Genomic DNA, 25,713 nt, shown 5'->3' on the forward strand with positions numbered 1-25,713 from the left:
CAGCTAAGCTGGGGGAAAGCGAAGAAACATGAAGAAGAGAAGATGCCGAATACTGACAATAACAAAGATAACGTTGGCTTTATCGATATCGTAAAGAGTGTATTTGCGGCGATGTTTGGGGTGCAATCAGACAAGAACCGACAACGGGACTTCAAACAATCAAGCATGGTGCCTTACATCGTTGTCGGCGTGGTGTTCGTGGTGCTTTTTGTGCTTGGACTCATGGCTATCGTGTCCGTGGTGATATCAGCCTAAACGTACCACCTCATACCGTTATGGCAACTCAGGGCTGTCGCCACTGAACAACGCCAACAGTTCATCTACCTTGTTACGCCCACCCGCATTTCTGCTGATCGTGCGCTTTACACGTACCACATTCAGTACCGCCCCATGGTATAGGCTTCGCGTTAGCTGAGTGTCGTGGTTCGACACGAGCACTGGAACGTTCTTTTCCATGGCCGCTTTGCGCGCAATCTCACCCAGCAGCGCTTGGTCATCCAAACTAAAACCGCCACTTGCGTAAGTGGTGAAATTCGCGGTGGTTGAAAGCGGAGCATACGGTGGATCGCAGTAAATCACGCTGCCACGGCGTGCCGCTTTAAAGCTCTGCTGATAACTCTCACACACAAACGTGGCTTTCTTGGCTTTCTCTGAGAAATACTCAAGTTCGGCTTCTGGGAAGTATGGTTTTTTATACGAGCCAAACGGCACGTTAAAACCACCTTTCTTGTTGTAGCGGCAAAGGCCATTGAATCCGTGGCGGTTCATGTAAAGAAAATACAATGAACGCAGGTAGGGGTCTGTGGTGGCGTTAAACTCTTCGCGGATGGCAAGAAACGCAGGCTTTTGATTGTACTCTTGTGTAAACAGTTTTCGCGCGTCGTCGATATAACGTTCCGGCGATTGCTTAACCAGGTTGTAGAGGTTAATCAAATCAGGATTGATGTCAGCCAAGCGATAGTGCTCGTAATCCGTATTCAAAAATACAGACCCGGCGCCGACAAAGGGTTCGATCAACTTTTTGCCTTCAGGCAAGTGTTTGCGGATTTCTTCAACCAGAGAGTATTTCCCTCCAGCCCACTTCAGAAAGGCACGATGCTTTTTCATTAATGTGTATCCACTACCACTGCTGCTTGAAAGGGGGCGGATTGTATCTCATTTTTAGCCATCAATCAGCGTAAATTCACGCCCCAATCAAGTTGAAGGTAAGGTTAGTTGGCAAGCGCAATCTCTTTATGGATTTGCGCAAATGATTTCACCCAAGGTGTCAAACGGCGAACATTGGCTGACAATTCCAGCTCAGCGCGTCGCGCGGCATTCACCGATGGATAATCCCCAATAAGAATCATGTACCACGCTTCGTCGTTACGTACCGTCTCGTAAACACGCGCTGTATTTTCGATGCCGTACTGCTGGAGGAAATCATCCACGGCCGCTTTTGACTGTAATGCAGCAAGCTGCAGTGCGTAGCGCGTCTCTGAAATAGCCAACAACTCCGCATTTGAAAGCGTCACGTTCACCGCTTGAGGCGCAGGAGCAAGTGGCTCAGGTGTCTGCTGCGCATTCTCGGCCTGTTCTTGCGTTGTCGCTGATGCCTGAGTATTTTCAGTGGCAGGCGTTGCTGGCACTTGGTTTTGCTCTGCAAGCTCAGGGATCAAGGCTTCATCAACGGCAGCTGTTCCATCGCCACCAATGGCTTGGTCGTCAATAATGGCATCAACCACACGGTCTGGCACCACGATACGACGGTTTTCATCACGGCGACCCACCGTCATACCTTCCACCGTGGGATCTTCCGGCAACGCGATATTGTCATCAATGGCATCGGCATTCAGCACTGTTGCCTCGCTACCTTGTGCTTCGGCAGCATTTTGCTTGGCCATTTCAGCTTCTTTTTCATCGAGCAACTCTGACAACTCTTTCACGCCATCAGGAATGACGTTTGTTGCTTCTACGTTTTCCGTAGATTGCTGTGTCAGCGTCCACCAAACAATGCCAGCCCCCGCAACCAGCAAGAGGAAGGCTAATATCAGTAAAGGGAGTAACGAACGACGTTTTTTCTCTTCCATCGAAGATGTCTCCTGTTGCTCGAGCCCTTTCAGGGCACCGGGTAAAGCTGGCAATAGTGCGGCTTTTTGTTTAAGTGCGCGTCGCTGTGCCGCATCAAGTTGGCGACTCACCATCATAACTTCAATAAACATTTCCCGTTCGTTTTCTGCGAGCGGGCTAACCTCAAGCTCAAGCGGTTTAACCCCTTGACCATAGGAGACTTTCTGTAGCCATTTGTTCAATTTACCACGCAAGCTAAACAGCAATACGTTGATTTGCCAGTTTTCACGCTGCTGCGCTTCTGTCACCAACGCCCAAAGCTCTGCGATTAACGTCGCACTCAATCGGTGTGCTTCGTCAATGACAATCAAGGTATGGATATTTTGGCCTTCGAGCATGTACTCAAGGCTTTGCAGCATAGAATCGTTTTCGTTGAACACACCATCGCGCACGATTTGGCGCAGGATGATGGCACGGTGCTGCGCATCCTGTTGGCTGGGATTACAAATTAGGAGAGATTGATTGGGCTCGTTTGCCCAATTTTCGAGATAGCGCTCACTCAGCCAGGTTTTACCTGCGCCAGATTCACCTGTCACTTGGACAAGGTTAGAACTAAATCGAGTAAGAAATTGAATTCTAGACAAAAGTTGGATCTGGGTGTCCAAATCCAACGCAATCATGTCGTGGGAGCCTGTCATATACAAACCCGCTTAACGTGTCGCAATGACCTCTGCAAGCGTCTCGGTAGTAACGTTCGCAACCACTTCCGCCGTTCCAATCGAGGTTGGCAGAACAAATCGTAGTTGCCCGGAAAGCACTTTTTTGTCGCGTTTCATGTGCTTGATAAAGGCATCATAGTCCATGGTGGCGGGTGCTTTCACGGGGAGTTTTGCATTTTCAAGCAAGGAAGTGATACGGCTAACATCTTCTTGCGAAAGTAGTTGTTGAAGGTGAGCGGTTTGCGCAGCCATAACGGTACCTGCAGCAACAGCTTCACCATGCAACCAGTTGCCATATCCCATCTCAGCTTCAATCGCATGCCCAAACGTATGGCCAAGATTCAACAGTGCGCGAACACCGGATTCTTTTTCATCCTCAGCAACGACATCTGCCTTGATTTGGCAACAGCGCTTGATGGCATAAACCAACGCATCTGCGTCGAGAGCGTTGAATGCATCAAGGTTTTCTTCCAACCACACAAAGAAAGGTAAATCTGTAATGATGCCGTATTTGATCACTTCTGCGATGCCCGCTGCGAATTCTCGCTCGGGAAGGGTTGCCATCACATCGATGTCAATCACCACAGCTTTAGGTTGATAAAATGCGCCGATCATATTTTTCCCGAGCGGGTGATTCACTGCGGTTTTACCGCCAACAGACGAATCAACTTGGGAAAGTAATGTGGTAGGAACTTGAATGAAATCAACACCGCGCTGGTAACAAGCGGCAGCAAAACCGACAACATCACCAATCACACCACCACCCAAAGCAACGATAAGGACATCGCGGGCGTAGTTACCTTCAAGCAAGAAGGTATTGATGACATTAAACGTGTCGAGGGTTTTGTACTGCTCACCATCAGGCAGTGAGAGCAAAGCTGGCATGCCGCCAGCTTCTTTCAAGGTATCCATGAGCTTTTCAGCATACAAAGGTGCAATGGTTTCATTTGTCACCACCACAACCTGACGGCCCTGAGCGTCAGTAAAGAAGGCGGGATCAGATAACAATCCGGCCCCAATAGAGATAGGGTAACTTCTATCGCCCAGGTTTACGTCAATCCTTTCCATGGAATACCTTTTTGCGTCGAGATTTAGTGCTTAGTGATCTTCTAGCAACTCAATGATCTGATTAGCAACCACTTTGGCGCTTTGATCATCCGTGCGAACCACATAGTCAGCAATCTCTTCGTACAAAGGATTGCGTTCGCCAGCTAGCTCTTCCAGAACTTCACGAGGTTGTTCGGTTTGGAGTAACGGACGCTTTTTGTCACGCTGAGTACGTGCCAATTGTTTTTCAATCGTGGTTTCTAGATATACCACGATGCCACGAGCAGACAGACGATTGCGGCTCTCTTTGCTCTTGATGGAGCCACCACCGGTCGCCAAAACGATACCCTGCTTTTGGGTCAGATCGTTAATGACGTTCTCTTCGCGGTCGCGGAACCCCTCTTCACCTTCTACATCAAATACCCATGCGATATCAGCACCAGTGCGTTCTTCGATCACGGTGTCCGAGTCAAAAAATTCCATGTGTAGTTGCTGAGCAAGGTGACGACCAATTGTGCTTTTGCCAGCCCCCATTGGACCTACAAGAAAGATATTTCGTTTTTCAGCCATTTTAAGCAGTTTACGCGCGGTTAATGAAAACAACACCGCCCGCAGGCTCGTAATCGAAAGCCCGAGGCGCCAATTTCCTCACAGATAATTCGTGATCAGACCAAAAATTATCTCAGGTCACTATGCCTGTTGGCAACTTAAAATACACCCAAGCGTCAGTTTAAATTCTATAAGGCCCGATGTTTGAAAAGAAAAATGGCTGAAACAGACGTTTGGTCTCGTTTACAGCCATTTTGGTCTTTTCCTTCAAATTATGCTTTTAACCGCATGAAGGCTATACATTTACTGAGTGATGATCCGAGGCGTTACAAAGATTAATAGCTCTCGTTTCGTCATATTTTCATAGTCACGACGAAAGAGTTGACCCAGCCCAGGAATATCTCCCAGCAATGGCACCTTATCCACTTTCTCTGTCATTTCATGTTGATAAATCCCACCGAGAACCACAGTTTCGCCGTCATTTACCAATACCTGAGTACCAATACGTTGCGTACTAATGGCCATAGCCTCACCTCCACCAGCAACAACAGAGCCCGCAGGTTTATCCTGTGTAACCTCCAAATCCAGAACCAGTTTGTTATCAGGTGTGATTTGAGGCGTCACGGAAAGGCTGAGTACTGCTTTTTTAAATGACACGGCAGCAGCACCACTGGATGATGCTTCTAGGTACGGTAATTCCGTTCCTTGCTCAATGTAAGCCGCTCGCTTATTCGTCGTAAGCAATCTCGGGCTCGAAATGATTTCAGCACTTGATTCCGCTTGTAACGCAGATAGTTCCAAGTCTAAGAGAAGGTTCTTACCCAGATTCGCTACTTGGAAAGCCACACTAGGCGCATTGATGCTGGTTGCAGCGAGGTTGACGTTAAGCATATCGTTCACACTACTGGAACCTTCGCCTCCAGAGTCAGCATCCCCAAATTGCTGCCCTTGGCCTTCAATTGACCCGCTGGTTGAAAAACTGCCATTTGTATTCGTGACGCCCCAGCGAACGCCGATTTCATCCAATACACCTTCTTCGACGGTCACAATCCGCGCTTCAATTTCAACTTGCTCAACCGGAACATCCAGTATCTCAATCAGCGACTTAACAATCTCGATATTGTCAGAAAGATCTTTAATAACCAGTGAGTTAGTTCTCACATCAAACGCCAAACTGCCACGTTCCGATAACAAGCTAATGCCTTCATCTTCTTCATCGTCGTCACCGCCATCGAGTAGGGTTTTAAGATCTTCCGCATTGGCATATTTAATCTGAATCACTTCAGAGCGCAATGACGCAAGCTCCCTTTCGTGGCGACGCTTTTCAAGCACCAAACGTTCTTGTTCATCCAACTCTGCTTTGGGAGCGACCAACAAGATATTGCCCGTTTCGCGCTTATCTAACCCTTTCACTTTCAAGATGGTATCCAGCGCTTTTTGCCACGGCACATCATCAAGGCGTAGGGTTAAACTACCATCCACACTGTCAGACACCACCAAGTTGAAGCCATTGTGCTCAGCAACCATCTGCAGCACGGAACGAACAGGAATATCTTGGAAATTGATGGAGATGCGGGAATTGCCTGATGTGGTTTTGTTTTTAGTTGTTTTACCTCTAACAACAGTGGCCTGAGGCAATAGCTCCACGGTCAATACATTGCTGGTTTGGTAGTAGTCATACGCGTAATCATTTTGCGTTGCTATGTTTAACCAAACATCATCATCGCGAGACTCCACCACCATCGACAATGCGGTTTTGCTTAGCCCATCAAGGCTTTTTGAACCCACAAGATTATCAATCACCTGCGTGTCTTTAAGGCTGATTTCTAGGCTTTGTTTGTTCTTTTTAAAATCGGTAACCACCGCATTTTCAGCCAAGATCAATGAAAACAACGTGCTGCCTTTTTCATTTTTACTGACATCAATCTGATGTAGTTCATTGGCTGCTATCGCAAAGGAAGAAAAGAAAAACAGTGACACAACGCTTAAAACCTGCCCCCTTTTTCTCAGCTTGCCTTGGCATCCCTTCCTCAGGCTTTTCATTCTGTACCCTTATGTTTGTTATTAAGTACTAATCTGACGTTTCTTACTTGCCAACACCCCAGCCCATCGGGCAGGTGCTCTGTCAGCGATAGCGTTTGCTGACTGATGCTATCAACACGTCCGCGATTGCTGCCAAGCATGCGGCCAATGCCAACACGGTGAATACTGTTGTCCGGCGATGACACCAACGCCCAATAACTGCCTGGTGCACCGATCACCCCTTTAAACGTCAATGACGACAATTCAAAGCGTTCAAGCGGATCATTCTTCGGTAACCTTTCTGGTTGCCAGCAATCGCCTTTCGCCAACGCCTCCTCTTCCATCGCCATCGGCAACACAAAGGGATCCGTCTTCACGGGCGGTGCGAACGCTAACGGAGAGAAACTCGGTTTAGGGGGTAACGGCGTTGCAGTAACCTCAGCCGACGCATAGGTTTTACTGATAAAGCGCTCTAAGTCGTCATGGCCGTTATCATCACCACAACCGGAAAGGACCAGCACCATCATCAATAGGGAAACACTTTTCATTGCGTCTCTCCTTGTCCGCCGATGTAGCGATAGGTATGAGCAGATACAGAGAACATCAGCTCGCCATTTTTATCCTTGAGTCGTGACAACTGAAAATCTTGCAATGCGACAATGCGTGGCATTCTTGCGAGAGCGGCTGAAAAGTGGCCTATCTCGTGATACGGCCCCGACAGTTCCATTTCCAGAGGCACTTGGTAGAGCCAGCCGACTTTTTTCCCTGCTCTCCAGTTCAAGTTTTCAAAGTTCAAATTAAACTGAAGTCCAGTGTCATTAATACCTGCGAGCAACAGAGCAAGCTCATCTTCCGCAGGGAGTTGCAACGCAAGGTGATCGTAGAAAGATTGCAGTTCGTTGATCTGCTCTTCCACATCCGGTAAAGCCGCCACTTTTTCCGCTTTTATCCGAAACTGGGTCCGCAATAGACTCTCTTCTTGTTTCGCTAACGTCGCGTCACCTAAAAGTGGCATCACCACAAAAAATGCCCCGACCACAAGCCCCACAACAGAAAAGAGACCCAGCAGAACATTTTGTGCCGTTGCGGACCATTCAGGGATTTCATCAAGTTCCCAATCACGCCAATCAGCCATTCTTCTTCGCCTCTATTGGTAAACTCGGAAGGATAAAACCCACCAACTCAAACGTGGCGCTGAATTGCTTTGCCACCATTTGGTCTTCGCTGGCGTTATTCACGATGGAATGCATCTGAACATGCGTCGCGCCTTTATGGGTTTCAAGCAGCGCTAACAGCGTTGCCAATTGGGCATTAGACCGACTGCGCCCTCGTAACGTGACTTTTCCTGCTTTTAACGACACGTCGTCCAGCACAACCCCTTCCGGCGTAATTTCAGGCAGCAGATTGAATAAGAGTATTGAGTTATTCCTTTGCTGTTGAAGAGAATTCACGAGCATCAGGCGTCGCTGAAGCTCTTCCCGCTCCACCGCTCTTTTTGAAAAACGTTGTAGTGTCTGGTTCAAGGTGGTGATTTCTTGCTGAATGCGCGCATTCCGTGCCTCTTGACGCTCAATTTGTACATTGGCATACCACGACGCACCACCGAGCAAGATGGCCACAGAGACAGCCGCCGCACCCATATGATTGAAGAATGTGCGTCGTTGTTTGAGGCGACGTGTTTCTCGCCAAGGCAGTAAGTTAATTGACTGTCGCATCATCCATCCCGCGCAATGCCAATCCAATGGCCGTCGTCCAAGTTGAAGGTGGCTCGTCCAACCCTTCTACCAATTTTTGAGTGAGTGACATCGTCATCAAAGGATTGAACGTCTCGACATGCCATGAAAGGTGCGCTTCTAAATGGAGAGCATCCACATCAGAAAGCCCTTCTCCCGATAACATCAAGTTTGACACGTGTTTACCCGGAAATTGTGTCGCCGCAAGCTGATATTGTCGTTGGATAGTATCGGCAAGCGTTTCTGCGTAGCGATTACGCCCCAACAAAGAATCCGCCCCCAAACTCTCGTTAGGCAACGGCAACTCTCGGAAAAAGGGGTCGGAAAGGTTGTCACCTAGGCATATTTGCATGCGCTCATGACTGATATCGACAAACAGTTCAGTGCCCGTTGCTTCACCTTTTTCGCTGTGATGTTGATGAAGTCGCATGAGTGCATGTGCTTGCAGCTCTATAACGGACAAATGAAACCCAGCTTCTGACAGCGCATCGAGCGAGTCTTTCAGCGTCACTTTTCGACACGCATACACCTCAACACCTTCGCCATTGGGCAACACGCGATAATCGTACAAAAGCTCATCCATGGGCAGGCCGAGGCTTTCAGCCAACATCATGCCGACCTGAATAAATTGTTCGTTTTCGGGTAAATCTGTCGGAACGGCGATTCTTTTGAGGACGACTTTGCTTTGTGGCACACCCAGCACTTGTTGAGAAGGCCATTGCCAAGGCGCTTTAATGTTTTTGCGAAGTCGCTCTTTTAACAAACGCAACGCATCGGTAAGAGAATTACCGCCATACTTTTCTGACACCAACGCATTCACACGATATGTATCGCCATGCTTTTGAATCAGTGCAGCTCTGACAGCATGCGTACCAAACTCGATACCTAATGCCGTGGTTTGACCAAACATCTGAAATGACACCTTCTTAAAAGTCAGCATCAAGTAACTTTTTTGAAAGTTCTCTCAGCAGGTTCGATATTTTTTGTTCAGTTATCTTTATACTAGCGACACTAATCTATTGAACAGTTCGACAAAAAACGTTACGGGAAATATCTAGTGAAGTTCATTAAGCGACTGCTTATCCTTGCAATAATTTGCATATTACTTGGAGTGGGTACAATTTTCGGGTTCTACCTTTACGTCAAGCCAGAGCTACCCGATGTAGCCACGCTGAAAGACGTAGAACTCCAAACCCCAATGCAAATTTACAGTGCGGATGGAAAGCTCATCTCTCAATTTGGCGAGAAGCGTCGAATTCCAGTGACCTATGATGAGATCCCTAAAGATCTGATCGATGCACTGATTGCCACCGAAGACAGCCGTTTTTATGAGCACCCAGGTATCGACCCAATCGGTATCACACGAGCTGCACTCGTCGTCGCCATGTCCGGCTCGGCAAAACAAGGTGCCAGTACCATTACCCAACAGCTTGCGCGTAATTTCTTCCTTTCTAACGAAAAGAAAATAATGCGTAAAATCAAAGAGATATTTATTGCGATCCACATCGAGCAACTTCTTTCCAAACCGGAGATAATGGAGCTTTATGTCAATAAGATCTTCTTGGGATACCGCTCTTACGGCTTCGGTGCTGCTGCTCGTGTTTACTTCGGGAAAAGCCTCGATCAGCTCACGTTGAGTGAGATTGCGACCCTTGCAGGTATGCCAAAAGCCCCGTCTACAATGAACCCTCTTTACTCGGTAGCTCGTGCAACAACACGCCGTAATGTCGTGCTTGGTCGTATGCTGACCGAAGGCTACATCACCCGCTCTGAATATGAGCAAGCCAAAAACGAGACCATCCTTTCTCGTTACCACGGTGCTGAAATTGAACTCAGCGCCCCGTATGTGGCGGAATTAGCTCGCTCTTGGGCGGTTGAGAAATATGGTGAAGGCGTTTACGAGTCAGGCATGAAGGTTTACACCACCATCGATTCTCGTCTTCAAAATGCAGCGCAACATGCTGCCATTTCTAACCTCTTGTCTTACGACCAACGCCATGGCTATCGCGGTGCAGTTGCCACCTTGTGGGGAGAGAAAAGTGCAGCATGGGATGCCAACAAGATCCAAGCACACCTGAAAAAACAACCCAGCTATGGCGAATTAAAGCCAGCGGTTGTTGTTAAGGTTGAAGAGAAAACGGCCAACGTTGAACTGGAAACAGGCGACGTTGTGGCGCTTCCTTGGGACGGCATAAAATGGGCACGTCGCTATGTCACGGATACACGCCAAGGCCGCGCACCAAAACGTGCCGGTGATGTGCTGAATGCTGGCGAGCAAATTTGGGTACAGCAAATCGGTGAAGATTGGCACCTAAGCCAAGTGCCAGATGCAAACACCGCCATGGTGGCACTGTCGCCAGAAAACGGTGCCGTCAAAGCGTTGGTTGGTGGGTTTAACTTCGTCCACAGTAAATTTAACCGTGCAACCCAATCCGTCCGTCAGGTCGGTTCGGGGATCAAACCCTTTATCTATTCTGCGGCCATTGATCAGGGCATGACGCTGGCGACACTCGTGAACGATGCGCCAATCAACCGCTGGGATTCAAGCCAAGGCACCGCATGGCGCCCTAAGAACTCGCCACCAACGTACACAGGTCCAACGCGCGTGCGTATCGGTCTTGCACAATCTAAGAACGTAATGGCTGTGCGCGTGCTTCGTCGTGTTGGCCTTGATGAATCCATCGATTTTCTGACGCGCTTTGGCTTTAAACGCAACGATTTGCCACGCTCTGAAACCTTGGCATTGGGTGCAGGCAGTTTGACGCCAATGGAAGTCGCTCAAGGCTACAGTGTTTTTGCGAATGGCGGTTACTACCTCAAGCCTTACTACATCAGCAAAGTGGACGACCCATTTGGCGAACCACTTTTCGTTGCGAACCCACAAACCATTTGCCGTGAAAATTGCGATGCGGTGGTGAACAAGCGAGATTCAGAGAACCTTCAGGAAGAAGAAAGCCTGCTTGATCAGACCGCAGACATGGAAAACGAACCGTCGTTAGCGCCGCAAGTGATCAGCGAACAAAATGCATTCCTTGTACGCGAAATGCTTGAAGCCAACATCTGGGGCGGCGGCAGCTGGCGCAGTGGAACAGGTTGGAACGGCACAGGCTGGCGTGCGCAAAAACCGTTAAACCGACGTGACATTGGCGGTAAAACCGGTACCACCAACGATTCGAAAGATGCGTGGTATTCAGGCTTCGCACCTGGTTTGGTTGCAACGGTTTGGGTTGGCTTTGATGACCATTCACGTAATCTAGGTCGCACCTCAAACAACGCGAACCTTGGCAAAGAGCAAATTGCGGGTGCGGAAGCCGGCGCGAAAACAGCGCAACCTGCGTGGATCGATTTTATGGTTGATGCAGTCGCCGATGTGCCGGAGCAACGTAAAGTCACGCCGTCAGGAATTGTGAAAGTCCGTATTGACCGTGATACCGGATTGCTTACCCGCAAAACCGACGGCAGCTCTATGTTCGAGTACTTCGAAAAAGGCTCTGAACCGAAAGATTACGTCTCTGCGGCAGCAAGCAGCGGCAACATCTACGAGAGCGAAGGCGAAGAGCTGTTCTAAGCCTCTCGGCGTAAAAAAGCAAAAAGGCGCTATCAAGCGCCTTTTTCGTTTCTGCTATATCAGCATTGATGCGAGAGGTATTTACGAATCTATGCGGATAGCCACCTAAGCAGCGTTACAGTGCGCGCTCATGGTCTCGCTAATGATGCTAGCAAGCTTCTCATAGCGTGCTCTTAACGGCGAACCTGGGCGGTAATCCAGCGTGATCAGACGCTGAGGCTCAGGGTCTACCGCCTTAATGTACACCACACCATCTCGACGCAGCGTGTCAGGCACAGAAAGCTTCGGCAGCAAGGTAATGCCGGTTTCAGCCGCCACCATGTTTCGCAGCGTTTCTAGGCTCGTTGCTCTGAATCGTAAATCTTCATGAGCACCTGCTGCAAAACAAAAACCCATCGCTTGGTCACGCAAACAATGCCCATCCGCCAGCATCAGCAAGGTTTCGCCTTGCAGTTTTGGCATTGGAATTTCTGCTTCATCTGCCCAACGATGACTTTCAGGTACCGCAAGGATCATCGGCTCGTGATAAAGCGGGATCTCTTTGAAGTGTTCGGTTTCTCGCACTGACGCAAGGATCAAACAGTCCAACTTGCCCTCTTCCAACTGCTGAACCAGTTGGTGGGTTTGTGCTTCGTGAAGAAAAAGCTCTAACTCAGGAAAGGCTTGCTTGAGGGCCGGCACAATGTGCGGCAACAAATAAGGACCCACCGTTGGAATAAACCCGATATGCAACGGCCCAGACATGTCTTCGCCCTGCTGGCTCGCCATTTCGGTCAGCACTTTCACTTCCATCAGGATCTTCTGCGCTTGCTTAACCAGCGACATACCCGCATCGGTAAACAGGACTTTACGGCTAGTGCGTTCAAGTAATACCACACCTAACTCATCTTCCAGTTTACGAATTTGTCCACTAAGAGTAGGTTGACTGACAAAGCAAGCCTCTGCGGCTTTTCTAAAATGCTGGTGTTCAGACAACGCCACCAGATACTCAAGATCGCGAATGTTCACTGCTTGCTCCATTGATAGATTTTACTTATTGAAATGATAAACCCAATCAATTAGAACTATCCAGTCTTAAAATACTAATATAGCTTCATCAACCGGGAACACCGGATTTAGAAAACGACTTAAAGAATAATATCCAAGGGGTAACAACATGGAATTTGTAAATAAAGAAGGTCAAAACGTACCAAGCGTTACTTTCCCAACCCGTCAAGGCGACGCATGGGTAAACGTAACAACTGATGAGCTGTTTGCAGGCAAAACAGTGGTTGTGTTCAGTCTTCCAGGCGCATTCACACCAACATGTTCTTCTAGCCACTTGCCACGCTACAACGAACTGTTCCCAGTATTCCAAGAGTACGGCGTAGACGAAGTACTTTGTGTATCCGTTAACGACACCTTCGTAATGAACGCATGGAAAGCTGACCAAGAAGCAGAAAACATCCGATTCATCCCAGACGGCAACGGTGATTTCACCCGCGGTATGGGCATGGCAGTGCCGAAGAACGACATTGGTTTCGGCGAGCGTTCATGGCGTTACAGCATGCTGGTGAAAGACGGCGTGGTTGAGAAAATGTTCATCGAACCAAACGAGCCAGGCGACCCGTTCAAAGTGTCTGATGCAGACACCATGCTGAACTTCTTGGCACCGAACCATAAACTGCAAGAATCAATCACTGTATTCAGCAAACCAGGTTGCCCATTCTGTGCGAAAGCGAAGCAACTTCTGATTGATAACAAGCTACAGTTCGAAGAAGTGATTTTGGGCCAGGATGCCACCACTGTGAGCCTACGCGCTGTAACAGGCCGCGCTACAGTGCCGCAAGTCTTCATCGGCGGTAAGCACATCGGTGGTAGCGAAGAGCTAGAAGCTTACCTCGCTTAATCCTCCAAACAGGGCGGCAATCGCCGCCCTGCTTTCCCAATCAATCGTTTAATACACACCTTCTACCCACATGACAAGGCTGCGGTGGCTGACTTTCTGCACCTTAAATTTGGGAAAAATAATGCGTTCGTCTGGAGTAATAACATGAAAACCCTAAACGTTGATGTGGCAATCATTGGTGGTGGTACCGCAGGTCTCGGTGCGTATCGTGCAGCAAAAGCCCATGCTGACAATGTCGTCATGATTGAAGGCGGCCCTTACGGCACAACCTGTGCGCGAGTTGGTTGCATGCCATCAAAACTGCTTATTGCCGCTGCTGAAGCTGTTCACCACATTGAAAAAGCGCCGGGTTTTGGTATTCATCCTCAAGGCGAGATCCTTATCAATGGTCGCGAAGTCATGGACCGTGTAAAACGCGAACGTGACCGCTTCGTGGGCTTTGTATTAGAAGGTGTTGATGACATTCCTGCTGAAGACAAAATCGCAGGTTATGCCAAATTCATTGATAACAACACCTTGGTTGTCGACGACCACACCCGCATTGAAGCGAAACGCATTGTTATTGCAACAGGCTCGCGCCCTGCATGGCCAGCACCTTGGAATGATTTGGGTGACCGACTGATCGTGAATGACGATGTGTTTGATTGGGATGACCTTCCAAGCTCAGTTGCGGTCTTTGGCCCAGGTGTCATTGGCTTAGAACTCGGCCAATCACTGAAAAGACTGGGTGTCGACGTGGTGATGTTTGGTGTTGGCGGCCAAGTGGGTCCGCTGACAGACCCAACGGTCATGGCATATGCCGATAAGACCTTTAACGAAGAATTCTATTTAGACCCAGACGCGAAAGTCGAAGAAATGGTGCGCGAAGGCGATAACGTCCACATTCGCTACATCGACAAGCAGGGTGAAACCCAACGCATCGCCGTTGATTATGTATTGGCAGCAACAGGCCGTCGTCCGAATGTCGACAAGCTCGACATCGAAAACACAGGCATGGAACTTGATGCTCGCGGTGTCCCTACTGCCGACCCGTACACCATGCAAACCAGCGTTGCGTCTATTTTCGTCGCGGGTGATGCCAGTAACCAATTGCCGTTGCTGCATGAAGCTGCAGACCAAGGTCGAATCGCCGGTGATAACGCGGGCCGTTTTCCTGACATTCGCGCAGGACTGCGTCGCAGCAAGATTTCAGCGGTATTCTCTGATCCTCAAATCGCAATGGTCGGTGAAACCTATAAAGAAATCACAACACGCTTAGGGACGTGTGGGTGCTTTGAAACAGGCACCGTCTCTTTCGAAGGCCAAGGTCGCTCACGTGTGATGCTGAGAAATAAAGGTGTATTGAACGTCTATGGCGAACAAGGCACTGGCCGCTTCTTAGGTGCAGAAATGATGGGCCCGAACGCAGAGCACCTTGCACACCTGCTTGCCTGGGCGCATCAAAACAAAATGACCATTTCACAGATGCTAGACATGCCGTTCTACCATCCTGTGATTGAAGAAGGTGTCCGCACCGCCCTTCGAGACCTAAATGCCAAGCTGCACTTAGGCCCTGAAATGATTAAACACTGCTTGGATTGCGGTCCAGGCTGTTAATTCACCACCCCTTGCCAACACTACATAGTGTTTTTGCCCTCCGCTTGCGGGGGCTTTTTTATGGCGAGGATTTGATCCCTCGTATTGCGAGAAAACCAACAACTGATTATCTTTAAGAACATCAACCCGAGCCCCACACTGCCTTAGAGAGTTCCGATGAGCTGCCGCACCTGTAAAAATCCCGCAATATCTCTCAGCGCCAAACTTGGTCGTTGTAAGCGCTGCATGATGCAACTCGCGGTAATGAATGTGGTGCTTTGGCCAATATGGTTGGCCGGGTTCAGTGATACCCCTAAATCCGTCGAGTCCATTTCGATCTTGTTTGCTGCGGGGGCGAGTGCCGGGTTACTCGCTCTACACCTTATTGTGATGCCCTTTCGAAAACCGCTACCTGACAAAGAAAAAACCGGCACAAGGCCGGTTCAGTAATTTTTCTTTCTCACACGCCTATTGCGCTACTCGCTAAGCGAACTGCGATTACGCGACGTTAGACTTTGCAATCAAACGATCTTGGTCGTAAGTGAATTCTAGTGCCACTTCATCACACGCGTGCAAGCGTGGGCAACGGTCACAATCCTTCATCACCTTCTCTGGCAACAAAGATTTCGACGTTGGAATGAAGCCCATTCGCATGAAGAACTCAGGCACACGGGTTAACACAAACACCTTCTTGATGGCCATGTTGCCCGCTTTTTTCAGCAGATGTTCGACAATCGCACTGCCCTGTCCTTGATGCTGCCAACCGGCTTCTACACCCAGTGAACGCACTTCAGCCAAACCAGAGTCATACACATACAAAGAAGCACAACCGGTGACTTCGCCTTGGTGTTCTGCAACCGCAAACGAACCAATATCACGCACCAGCTCGTTACGCTCTCGTGGTAGGTTTTCACCCAAGCCCGCCCAGTACACCACCATGCCTTCAATGGCATCCAAATCCGTCAAACGCGCACCGCGTACCTTCACGCGCGGTGAGTAACGTTTTTCTAAACGCTTCTCTGCGTAACTGATGGCGAATTCAACCTGATTGGGTGCAACGCCACCAAGGGCACAGCGCTTCTCAAGGCAAGATTCAATGGTCAAGATCGGGTAAACATCATCGTCAATCACAGAGGAGAATTGTTTCATCTCTTCCAGTGACAGTTCTTCCAATGCACACCCTTTTTCGATGGCCGCGACGACCGCGACACCAACAATGTGGTGGGCTTCACGGAAAGGAATGCCTTTAGCAACCAAGTAATCCGCAAGCTCTGTTGCGTTCGAGTAGCCCTGCATCGCAGCTTCAAGCGTACGATCTTTGTTGATTTTGATGCCGTCAAAACACAGTGCCGCCATTTCCAAGCAGTCATGCCATGTATCTAACGCATCAAACAAGCCTTCTTTGTCTTCTTGCATGTCTTTGTTGTACGCAAGCGGCAAGGCTTTCACTGTCATCATCATCGCAGACATTGCGCCGTAAACACGGCCCGTCTTACCACGAATCAATTCAAGTGCATCTGGGTTTTTCTTCTGTGGCATCAAGGATGAACCTGACGTCACGGTATCCGCTAACTCAACGAAGTTAGATTCGCCAGAGTTGTAGAAGATCAGATCTTCTGCCATGCGCGATAGGTGAAGCATGGACACTGACGCTACAGACATCAGTTCCATCACATGATCACGGTCAGAGACAGAATCTAAGCTGTTTCGGGTCGCGCGGCGGAAGCCCAAGCTATGCGCCAGCGCTTCACGATCGATAGGGTATGCCGTTCCCGCCAATGCACCTGAACCCAATGGGCAAGTATCAAGGCGGTTGAGTGCATCGCTCAAACGTGAGTAATCACGCTCAAGCATTTCCACATAGGCCAAACACCAATGTGCAAATGTCACAGGTTGCGCACGTTGTAAGTGGGTATAACCCGGCAACACCGTGTTTTGATGCACAGACGCAACCTGCACCATTTGGTTTTGTAACTTATCAAGAGAAAGGAGAAGCTGTTGACCCTGCTGGCGACACCATAGTTTCAGATCTGTCGCGACCTGATCGTTACGCGAACGTCCGGTGTGAAGCTTCTTCCCTAAATCGCCCACTCGCGCGATCAGTTGTTGCTCCACCCAACTATGAATATCTTCAGCATCAGAGCGAAGAATCTGCTCTGGATCTTCCATCACCGCCAATTTGAGCTCGTTCAATGCGAGCTCAAGACGCTGCTGCTCTACCTCGGTGAGAACACCGACCGAGCGCAGCGCTTTAGACCAAGCGATAGAGCCAATGATGTCTTGCTCCGCGAGGCGATAGTCAAAACGCAACGAATCGTTGAATTGCTTAAATCGAATGTCGGCTGCTTGACTAAACCTTCCGCCCCATAACGCCATATTTCCGTCTCCTTACCCTTATTGCTTCCTGTCTATTTTTGTTTTTTTTCGTTTAGCGCGCGAATGCGGCTCGACAGCGAGTAAAGACGGATGAAACCACCAGCATGGCTGTGATCGTAAACATCATCTTCACCGAAGGTAGCAAACTCTTCCGAATACAAGCTGTTAAGCGAACGCTTCTGCACTACTGTAGCTTGTCCTTTATACAGTTTCACCACAACTTCACCCGTAACGGATTCAGCCAGAGAATCTGCGGCAGCTAGAATAGATTTGCAAAGCGGCGTAAACCAGCGGCCATCATAAATGAGATGCGAGGCTTTTAGGCCTAATTCTTCACGGAATTCAAAACAATCTTTGTCCAGTACCAATTGTTCAACACCACGAAGCGCTTCCATCATGATGGTGCCCCCTGGGGTTTCATAACAACCACGAGACTTCATGCCGACCAGACGGTTTTCAACGATGTCGATACGGCCAACACCGTGACGCGCACCTTTTTCATTCAAGGTAGTAAGCACTTGGTACGGAGACATTTTCTCGCCATCAACCGCAACCACTTCGCCCTTCTCTACCAATAGAGACACAGTTTCAGATTGGTCTGGTGCTTGCTCTGGATCCACAGTCCACACCCAGCAAAGCTCGTTCGGTTGGTTCCATGTATCTTCAAGTACGCCGCCTTCGGTTGAGATGTGCCATGCGTTTGCATCACGGCTGTAGATTTTCTCAAGGCTTGCAGTACAAGGAATGTTGCGCTCTGCAAGGTAATCCAGCAGCGCTTCACGGCTACGTAGATCCCACTCACGCCAAGGCGCAACCACTTTAAGTTGTGGTGCCAGTGCCGCGAATGCACTTTCAAAACGGACTTGGTCGTTACCTTTGCCGGTACAACCGTGACACAGTGCATCTGCACCCACTTCCAATGCACACTCAACTTGTGCTTTCGCGATGATTGGACGAGCCATTGACGTACCTAGCAGGTATTTACCTTCGTAAACTGCACCGGTCTTCAGGCTTGGGTAGATGTACTCAGCCACCATTTCTTCTTTCAGGTCAGCGATGTAACACGCTGATGCACCCGATGCTATCGCCTTCTCTTCAATGCCAACCAGCTCTTCTTCGCCCTGGCCCACATCGGCAACGAACGCAATAACTTCACAGTCATAGTTCTCTTTCAGCCATGGAATGATTGCCGACGTATCAAGACCGCCAGAATATGCGAGTACGACTTTTTTGATATTGCTCATGTTACTTCTCCTTGTGTGCCGCTCTGACGGTCAGTACAGGCGGTCAACTTCAGTAATTTATCTAAAGGGTAAAACGGGTGCCAATGCTGCTGCCGCTAAATAGCTCAGCCAGCTTATCGGGGTAACGCCAGCTCGCCACTTCAATCGGGCGACCCAGTGCTTCAGCAGCTTCAAATGCTGCTTTTACCTTCACGATCATGCCATCAGTAATGACACCGCTTTCAATCAGTTCATCAGCCAACGCCACATCAAGCGTCGTCATCAATTTACCTTTGCCGTTCAGAACGCCACTAACGTCTGACAGCAATACCAACTCCGCATCTAACGCAGCCGCAACCGCTACCGCCGCTTGGTCAGCATTCACGTTCATCAGTTGTCCGTTATCATCCAAGCCAATTGAGCTGATGATAGGCACACAACCTGTCGCTAAAATCGCCTGCAAAAGTGCAGAATTACCCGGTACTGCTTTACCGACACAACCCAATTCAGGATCCAGTTGTGTGATTTGGCAAAGGCCACCGTCAGCAAGGCTCAAGCCCGCCGCATTAATGCCGCTTCTTACCGCTTGGCCCTGAAGCAATTTATTTGCGGTTCCTGCAAGTGCACCGGCCACCACATTGATTTGGTCGCTCGGTGTGACACGCAGGCCTTGTTTCTTTTCAACTTTCAAGTTGAGGCCATTCATGAGCTCATCAACCAAGTAGCCACCACCATGAACCACGACCAATTCACGGTGCGCAGATTCTTTATATTCACTGATGGCATTGAACAGTTTTTCGAGTGTTTCTTCACAAGAAAGCGCTGCACCGCCTAGCTTTACTACTAAAGGACGTAAACTCATCACCACTCTCCTAAACGATCGCCGTTAGAGGCGCAAAGCCGAAACGAATGTTTATGCACTGCATCGCTTGGCTTGCAGCACCTTTTAATAGATTGTCGATCGCCGAGGTAAGCACCACATGCTGCCCTTTCACAGACCAACCAATGTCGCAAAAGCCCGTATTTTGAACAGATTGCAGTTTTGCACTTTGGCCTGCACCTAATGGACGAACCAAAGGTTGATTGTCATACGCGCTCTGAAGAGCTTGTGTTACCGCACTTTCATCAACACCTTCAGCAAGCTTTGCTGTGATGGTGGCTAGGATACCGCGTTTGAAGTTTCCAAGGTGCGGCGTAAAGATAACTTCTCGACCAAGATGCGCAGAAATCTCAGGTTGGTGACGGTGTGTGAACACCCCATACGCATGCAGGCTCACTTCGCAAAAGCTGTTGGTCATTGACGCCTTGCGACCCGCGCCAGACACGCCGCTCACAGCGCTGATCACAGGCCACTGAACGTCATCAAGTAACCCTGCATCAATAAGCGGTTTTAGTGCCAACTGAGAGGCCGTTGGGTAACATCCCGGCACGGCAATCAAATCCGCCGATGCAATGGCATCGGCATTCCATTCAGCAAGGCCGTATACCGCTTGATCAAGCAATTCAGGGAAGGTGTGAGCGAAGCCGTAATAGGTGGTATAGAAATCATCAGACTTCACGCGGAATGCGCCAGACAGGTCAAACACTTTACAACCCTGCGCAAGGAAAGAAGCCGCCAAATCATGGCTCACTTCATGGGCTGTTGCTAACAACACAACGTCAGCATGTTTTGCGATGGCATCTACGTCAGCTAAAGGCTGTAACGGTAAATCAATCAGCCCTTTCAGCTGACCATGAAGATCACTGATAGGTGTATTGGCATCGGCACTGTTTTTCGATACGTATAACCCAGCGAGCTCAAGCTCTGGGTGTAGATGGACCATTTTGGTCAGCTCGGCACCGGTATAGCCACTAGCGCCGACAATCACAGTCTTTAACATGGAAAATCCGTTTATGTAATCGGTAGAGAATAGTTGTGTTTCAGCTCGCTCAGCTGCGGGAGGGGTGCGCGTCACCCGGCGTTAAATTAACGTCGGCGTCGTCGTAGAAGAGGGGTCTGTGAGTAATAATCCATCATCGTATCGTACCTTTTCACTGCATCCATGAGCGAATTTTTTAATTGTTATTCATTTAATATGAATTTATATGTGCTTTTTATCGCGATAAGTGACTAATGTCAACTCTTTGTACAAACAAAAAGCACAAAGGCTGGATGCAACGCAAATTCGGCGTTTTCTGCCACTTTCAGTTGTAATTTTGTTACATCTCGCTGTATGCCTTGCTAGCACTGGGATGAACGACAAAAAGTCGACAATTCGACGCATGGGTGATTGACCTTAGGGTCGTATATTGGCTAGATTGAGTGACTATGATTGCAATTTGGATGTAACAAAGTTACGAAATGGATGCCTTATGAATGACAAGTACGACGCGCTAAAAAGCAACGTCAGCATGCTTGGTCACCTGTTGGGAAACACCATCAAGGATGCCCACGGTGACGAATTGCTGGCTAAGGTAGAAGAGATCCGCAAACTCTCAAAATCTGCCTCTGCAGGAAACGACGACGATCATGCAAAACTGATCGATGTGCTTCAAAGCCTACCGAACGATCAACTTCTTCCTGTTGCTCGCGCTTTTAGTCAGTTCTTGAACTTGACCAACATCGCAGAACAATACCACTCAGTCTCTCGCCACTGCGAAGAAACCGTTTGTAGCCCAGATGCGCTCGACGGTTTATTCCAACGTCTAAAAGGTAGCGACATTTCTCCTGCTGAGACAGAGAAAGCGATTGATGACCTGAAAATAGAGTTGGTATTGACGGCGCACCCAACGGAAATTGCTCGTCGTACAACCATTCATAAGCTCGTGCAAATCAACAAATGCCTTTCTAAGCTAGAGCTGGGTGACATTTCTTATAGTGAGCGCAATAAAACAGAACTCCGCCTTGAGCAACTTATCGCACAGGCTTGGCATTCTGACGTTATTCGCCAGCAACGCCCAACACCACTTGATGAAGCCAAGTGGGGCTATGCCGTTATCGAAAATAGCTTGTGGCAAGCCGTGCCTGAGTTCCTTCGTCAATTCGACCTCAAGCTAAAAAGTCACATTGGCCGCGGCCTGTCAGTCGATGCATCACCGATTCAGATTTCAAGCTGGATGGGCGGTGACCGCGATGGCAACCCGTTCGTGACCTCTGACGTGACCCGTGAAGTGTTGCTTCTTTCTCGTTGGAAAGCCGCAGACCTTTACCTGACCGACATTCAAGAGCTCATCAGTGAATTGTCGATGACCCGCTGTAATGACGTGGTTCGCGCAATGGCAGGTGACGAGCACGAACCGTACCGCGCAATTTTAAAATCCCTGCGTAAAACACTGACCAACACCCTTGATTACCTCGATGCGAAAATCAAAGGTCAGCGCGCAGAAGATAAAGACATCCTGACGCACATTGATCAGCTTTGGACGCCTCTTCACGCGTGTTACCAATCGCTGCACGATTGCGGCATGGGCATCATCGCTGATGGTTTGCTACTTGATACGCTTCGCCGTATTCAATGTTTTGGCGTTAACCTTATCAAGCTAGATATTCGCCAAGAAAGCACCCGTCATGCTGACGCACTGTCTGAAATCACCCGTTGCCTCGGCATGGGCGATTACAGCCAATGGAGTGAGCAAGACAAACAAGCCTTCTTGATCCGCGAGCTAAGCTCGAAGCGCCCTCTTCTCCCGCGTAACTGGGAACCGTCTGACGACGTACAAGAAGTGCTTGAAACGTGCCGTGTGGTTGCGCAGCAACCGCGTGAAGCATTAGGATCTTACGTTATCTCAATGGCCCGTACTGCATCGGATGTACTTGCTGTACACCTACTGCTGAAAGAAGCTGGCTGTCAGTTCCGCATGGACGTGTGTCCACTGTTCGAAACCCTAGAGGATTTGAACAATGCTGAATCCGTGATCAATCAGTTGCTAAGCATTGATTGGTACCGTGGCTTTATCCAAAACTTCCAAATGGTCATGATCGGCTACTCAGACTCTGCAAAAGACGCAGGTGTGATGGCGGCTGGCTGGGCGCAATATAAAGCCATGGAAGCCTTGGTTAGCGTCTGTGAAAACGCCGGCGTTGATTTGGTTCTGTTCCACGGTCGCGGCGGTTCAATTGGTCGTGGCGGTGCACCTGCACACGCAGCATTACTATCTCAACCACCACGCAGCTTGAAAGGCGGCCTTCGCGTCACAGAACAAGGCGAGATGATTCGCTTCAAACTGGGTCTGCCAGACGTTGCGACGAACAGCCTCAACCTTTACGCGAGTGCTATTCTCGAAGCAAACTTGCTGCCACCACCAGAGCCAAAACAAGAATGGCGCGATCTGATGGAAACCTTGAGCGAAGTGTCATGCGAAGCATACCGTGACATCGTTCGTGGTCATTCTCAGTTCGTTCCTTACTTCCGCTCAGCCACACCAGAGCTAGAGCTTGGTAAACTGCCTTTGGGTTCGCGTCCTGCAAAACGTAATCCAACGGGCGGCGTTGAAAGCCTACGTGCCATCCCTTGGATTTTCGCATGGAGCCAAAACCGCCTTCTGTTACCGGCATGGCTAGGTGCTGGACAGGCGATTCAATTCTCTATCGATCACGGCCACCTCAAGCAGTTGGAAGAAATGTGCAGTGAATGGCCATTCTTCTCAACGCGCCTTGGTATGTTGGAAATGGTCTTCACCAAAACCAGCCCTTCAATCTCGAAGTACTACGATGAGAAGCTGGTTGATAAAGAGCTTTGGCCTCTGGGAGAGCAATTACGTGAACGCCTAAACCAAGACATCAAAGCGGTGTTGATGGTTGAAAACAGTGATCACCTCATGGAGCAAAATCCGTGGGGCGCTGAAGCCATTCGCCTGCGTAACATCTACGTAGAGCCATTGAACATGCTTCAAGCAGAACTGCTGTGTCGTACACGCGCAACAGAAGGTGACACATCCGCATTGGATGATGCGCTGATGGTCACCATCGCAGGTATTGCTGCAGGTATGCGCAACACCGGATAAATGAGAAAATGTTCCAAAAATAAGAAAGGCTGCATTCTTGCAGCCTTTTTTATTTTCCGTGAGTCTTTTTCCATTGTTGTCGCATTGATAATGTTATTAATATGTTGAAGTGCTTAGACGATGTGCATACATAGCGCATCGCAGGGCACCAACGACGGTAAATAACCGTTCTGATTCCCACGTACTGTGTCTTTTTCAGTATCCGCGCCATTTTTGGATACGACGTTGGCAAGGGACACAGCGAGGGCGTTGGATACGTTTCGATCCGCCCAGTTTTGTGGAATAAACAAACTCGCCAAAGAGCGACATCCCAGGGCACCGGATCGCCTTTTTATGATTTTGGATAGAAGAGATGTCACTACCACACGTAATTCTCACGGTACTAAGTCACCGGGATGCTACTGGTTACGATATAACCAAAGAGTTTTCTAACGCCATCGGTCAATTCTGGAAAGCCAGCCACCAGCAAGTGTATCGCGAACTTAATAAACTCGCAGATATGGGCGCTGTTAGCTGCAAACTCGAACCTCAAGACGGCAAACCTGACCGCAAAGTCTATTCCATCACGGACATCGGCAGACAAAGTTTGTATGAGTGGTTCTTGTTACCCGCTAAACACCCAACTGACCGCGATGAAGTGTCTGCAAAGCTTCTAACTTGCAGCCTTTTTGAACCTGCGCCTATGATCCAGCATATGCATGCATTGATCGATGAGTCGCGCCTCCAGCTAAGCCAATACCGCGATCTGGAAAAGAATCACTATGCTGATTCTGCGCTTCTAACGCGAGATGGACGCCTTGAGCGCCTGACGCTACGTCGAAATATTTTGCGTAAGGAAGCTTGGTTAACCTGGGCTGAAGAAGTATTGATTGAATTGAACGCCATGGAAGCCTCTGTGCTAGAACCCAAGTTGGCCATGCGTTAAATCATATTCACTGCTTACAAAAAAACCGTCGTTATCGACGGTTTTTCTTTTTCTGCTGTTCACACAAAGCGTAAATTCATGGCAAGCAACATTGAGCGTTAGGCGAACAATGTCATTTACGCGTTTGGACGAACACCCAAGGTGTGGCAAAGCGCGTAAGTATGCTCTGCACGGTTCAGTGTGTAGAAGTGGAAATCCTTCACGCCTTCACGGCTCAATACGCGGATCATATCAATCGCTTGGCTTGCACCCACCATTTGGCGTGTAACGGGGTCATCATCAAGGCCTTCAAACTGGTTAGCCATCCAACCCGGAATGCGCACGTTGGTCATGTTCGCAAAGCGTGAGGCTTGCTTGAAGTTAGACACAGGCAAAATGCCCGGAATGATTTCTACATCAATACCGGCTGCTGCACAGCGGTCACGGAAACGCAGGTAGCTTTCAACGTCAAAGAAGAATTGGGTAATCGCACGATTTGCCCCTGCATCTACCTTACGCTTCAAATTGATCAAATCCGCCTGTGCGCTGCGAGCTTCAGGGTGTACTTCAGGGTAAGCCGCGACAGAAATATCAAAGTCTGCTTCGCCTTTTAGCAATTCCACCAAATCTGCTGCATACATATCAGGCTTGGCGCTTTTTTCTGGCAAATCACCACGCAATGCAACGATATGGCGAATACCACAGTCCCAATAATCACGCGCAATGGTTTTCAGTTCATCACGGCTAGCGTCGATACAAGTAAGGTGCGGCGCAGCTTCAATGCCGGTTTCTTGTTTAATGCTTTTTACGATGGAATGCGTACGGTCACGCTCGCCTGAGTTTGCGCCGTAAGTAACAGAAACGAATTTAGGTTGCAGTGTTTTCAAGCGCTGAACAGACGCCCAAAGGGTTTGTTCCATGCTTTCAGAGCTTGGCGGGAAGAATTCAAACGATACGTTAATGTCGCCGTTCAAATCGGTAAGATTTTGATTCAATGCGTCTAAATGACTGGCGTGTGAGTATCCCATACTGTCTCCCTGACTCGGCTATACAGCCGATAATTCCTTATGACGAGCT

General features: G+C 49.0%; 22 protein-coding genes. 7 read left to right on the forward strand and 15 right to left on the reverse strand.

The features are described 5' to 3' along the window. Positions 1-42 precede the first annotated feature (42 nt). Entirely contained in the window at positions 43-255 is a 213-nt protein-coding gene (locus BM082_RS09280; RefSeq protein ID WP_017017654.1) for a DUF2970 domain-containing protein, read from the forward strand. A gap of 18 nt (positions 256-273) precedes the next feature. On the opposite strand, the gene BM082_RS09285 is transcribed toward BM082_RS09280, so the two are convergent. The 9 genes from BM082_RS09285 to pilM form a co-directional block, all read right to left on the reverse strand. Beyond that, a complete protein-coding gene (locus tag BM082_RS09285) occupies positions 274-1,107 on the reverse strand; it encodes a Dam family site-specific DNA-(adenine-N6)-methyltransferase (RefSeq protein WP_017009601.1) in 834 nt (277 codons plus the stop codon). A 104-nt stretch (positions 1,108-1,211) separates the two neighbouring features. Continuing rightward, positions 1,212-2,729 (reverse strand): AAA family ATPase, encoded by a 1,518-nt coding sequence (locus BM082_RS09290; protein WP_074926701.1) that lies wholly within the window; start codon positions 2,727-2,729, stop codon positions 1,212-1,214. A gap of 30 nt (positions 2,730-2,759) precedes the next feature. Next, a complete protein-coding gene (gene aroB / locus BM082_RS09295) occupies positions 2,760-3,836 on the reverse strand; it encodes a 3-dehydroquinate synthase (RefSeq protein WP_074926704.1) in 1,077 nt (358 codons plus the stop codon). Positions 3,837-3,866: 30 nt separating this feature from the next. Then, on the reverse strand, positions 3,867-4,385 hold the full coding sequence (gene aroK / locus BM082_RS09300; RefSeq protein ID WP_026024547.1) for a shikimate kinase AroK: 519 nt from the start codon (positions 4,383-4,385) through the stop codon (positions 3,867-3,869). A gap of 282 nt (positions 4,386-4,667) precedes the next feature. Beyond that, positions 4,668-6,407, reverse strand: coding sequence for a type IV pilus secretin PilQ (locus tag BM082_RS09305; protein WP_425285237.1), 1,740 nt, complete (start codon positions 6,405-6,407; stop codon positions 4,668-4,670). Beyond that, on the reverse strand, positions 6,404-6,934 hold the full coding sequence (locus BM082_RS09310) for a pilus assembly protein PilP (RefSeq protein ID WP_017009596.1): 531 nt from the start codon (positions 6,932-6,934) through the stop codon (positions 6,404-6,406). The genes BM082_RS09305 and BM082_RS09310 overlap by 4 nt, the downstream gene beginning before the upstream one ends. Next, positions 6,931-7,521: a type IV pilus inner membrane component PilO gene (locus BM082_RS09315; RefSeq protein WP_017009595.1), complete on the reverse strand. Its 591-nt coding sequence runs from the start codon at positions 7,519-7,521 to the stop codon at positions 6,931-6,933. Before BM082_RS09315 ends, BM082_RS09310 begins: the two co-directional genes overlap by 4 nt. Continuing rightward, positions 7,514-8,101, reverse strand: coding sequence for a PilN domain-containing protein (locus BM082_RS09320; RefSeq protein WP_017009594.1), 588 nt, complete (start codon positions 8,099-8,101; stop codon positions 7,514-7,516). The genes BM082_RS09315 and BM082_RS09320 overlap by 8 nt, the downstream gene beginning before the upstream one ends. Next, entirely contained in the window at positions 8,085-9,029 is a 945-nt protein-coding gene (pilM, locus tag BM082_RS09325; RefSeq protein WP_074926709.1) for a type IV pilus biogenesis protein PilM, read from the reverse strand. The genes BM082_RS09320 and pilM overlap by 17 nt, the downstream gene beginning before the upstream one ends. A 147-nt stretch (positions 9,030-9,176) precedes the next feature. Between pilM and BM082_RS09330 the strand changes: the two genes are divergently transcribed. Beyond that, positions 9,177-11,687 carry a penicillin-binding protein 1A gene (locus tag BM082_RS09330; RefSeq protein WP_017013151.1) on the forward strand — a complete coding sequence of 837 codons (2,511 nt, stop codon included), beginning with the start codon at positions 9,177-9,179 and terminating at the stop codon, positions 11,685-11,687. Positions 11,688-11,792: 105 nt separating this feature from the next. Here the strand turns inward: BM082_RS09330 and oxyR are convergent, their stop codons facing one another. Further along, on the reverse strand, positions 11,793-12,695 hold the full coding sequence (oxyR, locus tag BM082_RS09335) for a DNA-binding transcriptional regulator OxyR (RefSeq protein ID WP_017013150.1): 903 nt from the start codon (positions 12,693-12,695) through the stop codon (positions 11,793-11,795). 148 nt (positions 12,696-12,843) lie between these two features. Here oxyR and BM082_RS09340 point away from each other — a divergent pair, with 148 nt between their 5' ends. The 3 genes from BM082_RS09340 to BM082_RS09350 all read left to right on the forward strand — a co-directional run bounded on the left by BM082_RS09340 (position 12,844) and on the right by BM082_RS09350 (position 15,600). Further along, the gene (locus BM082_RS09340) at positions 12,844-13,575 is read left to right on the forward strand and encodes a glutathione peroxidase (RefSeq protein ID WP_017013149.1); all 732 of its coding nucleotides are present in this window, start codon (positions 12,844-12,846) and stop codon (positions 13,573-13,575) included. Between the two features lie 144 nt (positions 13,576-13,719). After that, positions 13,720-15,171 (forward strand): dihydrolipoyl dehydrogenase, encoded by a 1,452-nt coding sequence (locus BM082_RS09345; RefSeq protein ID WP_074926711.1) that lies wholly within the window; start codon positions 13,720-13,722, stop codon positions 15,169-15,171. Between the two features lie 156 nt (positions 15,172-15,327). Beyond that, on the forward strand, positions 15,328-15,600 hold the full coding sequence (locus BM082_RS09350) for a DUF3624 domain-containing protein (protein WP_074926713.1): 273 nt from the start codon (positions 15,328-15,330) through the stop codon (positions 15,598-15,600). Between the two features lie 48 nt (positions 15,601-15,648). Here the strand turns inward: BM082_RS09350 and argH are convergent, their stop codons facing one another. The 4 genes from argH to argC form a co-directional block, all read right to left on the reverse strand. Continuing rightward, positions 15,649-17,526 carry an argininosuccinate lyase gene (gene argH / locus BM082_RS09355; protein WP_017013146.1) on the reverse strand — a complete coding sequence of 626 codons (1,878 nt, stop codon included), beginning with the start codon at positions 17,524-17,526 and terminating at the stop codon, positions 15,649-15,651. 32 nt (positions 17,527-17,558) lie between these two features. After that, positions 17,559-18,770: an argininosuccinate synthase gene (locus BM082_RS09360; RefSeq protein WP_017009586.1), complete on the reverse strand. Its 1,212-nt coding sequence runs from the start codon at positions 18,768-18,770 to the stop codon at positions 17,559-17,561. 61 nt (positions 18,771-18,831) lie between these two features. Beyond that, positions 18,832-19,611 (reverse strand): acetylglutamate kinase, encoded by a 780-nt coding sequence (argB, locus tag BM082_RS09365; protein ID WP_017009585.1) that lies wholly within the window; start codon positions 19,609-19,611, stop codon positions 18,832-18,834. Positions 19,612-19,621: 10 nt separating this feature from the next. Further along, on the reverse strand, positions 19,622-20,629 hold the full coding sequence (gene argC / locus BM082_RS09370; protein WP_074926715.1) for an N-acetyl-gamma-glutamyl-phosphate reductase: 1,008 nt from the start codon (positions 20,627-20,629) through the stop codon (positions 19,622-19,624). A 472-nt stretch (positions 20,630-21,101) separates the two neighbouring features. Between argC and ppc the strand changes: the two genes are divergently transcribed. Both ppc and BM082_RS09380 read left to right on the forward strand, forming a co-directional pair. Further along, on the forward strand, positions 21,102-23,732 hold the full coding sequence (gene ppc, locus BM082_RS09375) for a phosphoenolpyruvate carboxylase (protein WP_074926717.1): 2,631 nt from the start codon (positions 21,102-21,104) through the stop codon (positions 23,730-23,732). Between the two features lie 352 nt (positions 23,733-24,084). After that, complete coding sequence (locus tag BM082_RS09380) at positions 24,085-24,657, forward strand: PadR family transcriptional regulator (RefSeq protein WP_017009582.1); 573 nt, start codon at positions 24,085-24,087, stop codon at positions 24,655-24,657. Positions 24,658-24,773: 116 nt separating this feature from the next. Here the strand turns inward: BM082_RS09380 and metF are convergent, their stop codons facing one another. Next, entirely contained in the window at positions 24,774-25,664 is an 891-nt protein-coding gene (gene metF / locus BM082_RS09385) for a methylenetetrahydrofolate reductase (protein ID WP_074926719.1), read from the reverse strand. Positions 25,665-25,713: the final 49 nt, after the last annotated feature.

Origin of the sequence: Enterovibrio norvegicus DSM 15893 (assembly GCF_900115495.1) — a bacterium.
In the GTDB taxonomy this organism is placed as follows: domain Bacteria; phylum Pseudomonadota; class Gammaproteobacteria; order Enterobacterales; family Vibrionaceae; genus Enterovibrio; species Enterovibrio norvegicus.

Excerpts from the sequence above, each read along its gene's own strand:
- BM082_RS09280 (WP_017017654.1), top strand. The coding sequence starts at position 43 with ATGCCGAATACTGACAATAACAAAGATAACGTTGGCTTTATCGATATC.
- BM082_RS09285 (WP_017009601.1), bottom strand. The coding sequence starts at position 1,107 with ATGAAAAAGCATCGTGCCTTTCTGAAGTGGGCTGGAGGGAAATACTCT.
- BM082_RS09290 (WP_074926701.1), bottom strand. The coding sequence starts at position 2,729 with ATGATTGCGTTGGATTTGGACACCCAGATCCAACTTTTGTCTAGAATT.
- aroB (WP_074926704.1), bottom strand. The coding sequence starts at position 3,836 with ATGGAAAGGATTGACGTAAACCTGGGCGATAGAAGTTACCCTATCTCT.
- aroK (WP_026024547.1), bottom strand. The coding sequence starts at position 4,385 with ATGGCTGAAAAACGAAATATCTTTCTTGTAGGTCCAATGGGGGCTGGC.
- BM082_RS09305 (WP_425285237.1), bottom strand. The coding sequence starts at position 6,407 with ATGAAAAGCCTGAGGAAGGGATGCCAAGGCAAGCTGAGAAAAAGGGGG.
- BM082_RS09310 (WP_017009596.1), bottom strand. The coding sequence starts at position 6,934 with ATGAAAAGTGTTTCCCTATTGATGATGGTGCTGGTCCTTTCCGGTTGT.
- BM082_RS09315 (WP_017009595.1), bottom strand. The coding sequence starts at position 7,521 with ATGGCTGATTGGCGTGATTGGGAACTTGATGAAATCCCTGAATGGTCC.
- BM082_RS09320 (WP_017009594.1), bottom strand. The coding sequence starts at position 8,101 with ATGCGACAGTCAATTAACTTACTGCCTTGGCGAGAAACACGTCGCCTC.
- pilM (WP_074926709.1), bottom strand. The coding sequence starts at position 9,029 with ATGTTTGGTCAAACCACGGCATTAGGTATCGAGTTTGGTACGCATGCT.
- BM082_RS09340 (WP_017013149.1), top strand. The coding sequence starts at position 12,844 with ATGGAATTTGTAAATAAAGAAGGTCAAAACGTACCAAGCGTTACTTTC.
- BM082_RS09345 (WP_074926711.1), top strand. The coding sequence starts at position 13,720 with ATGAAAACCCTAAACGTTGATGTGGCAATCATTGGTGGTGGTACCGCA.
- BM082_RS09350 (WP_074926713.1), top strand. The coding sequence starts at position 15,328 with ATGAGCTGCCGCACCTGTAAAAATCCCGCAATATCTCTCAGCGCCAAA.
- argH (WP_017013146.1), bottom strand. The coding sequence starts at position 17,526 with ATGGCGTTATGGGGCGGAAGGTTTAGTCAAGCAGCCGACATTCGATTT.
- BM082_RS09360 (WP_017009586.1), bottom strand. The coding sequence starts at position 18,770 with ATGAGCAATATCAAAAAAGTCGTACTCGCATATTCTGGCGGTCTTGAT.
- argB (WP_017009585.1), bottom strand. The coding sequence starts at position 19,611 with ATGAGTTTACGTCCTTTAGTAGTAAAGCTAGGCGGTGCAGCGCTTTCT.
- argC (WP_074926715.1), bottom strand. The coding sequence starts at position 20,629 with ATGTTAAAGACTGTGATTGTCGGCGCTAGTGGCTATACCGGTGCCGAG.
- ppc (WP_074926717.1), top strand. The coding sequence starts at position 21,102 with ATGAATGACAAGTACGACGCGCTAAAAAGCAACGTCAGCATGCTTGGT.
- BM082_RS09380 (WP_017009582.1), top strand. The coding sequence starts at position 24,085 with ATGTCACTACCACACGTAATTCTCACGGTACTAAGTCACCGGGATGCT.
- metF (WP_074926719.1), bottom strand. The coding sequence starts at position 25,664 with ATGGGATACTCACACGCCAGTCATTTAGACGCATTGAATCAAAATCTT.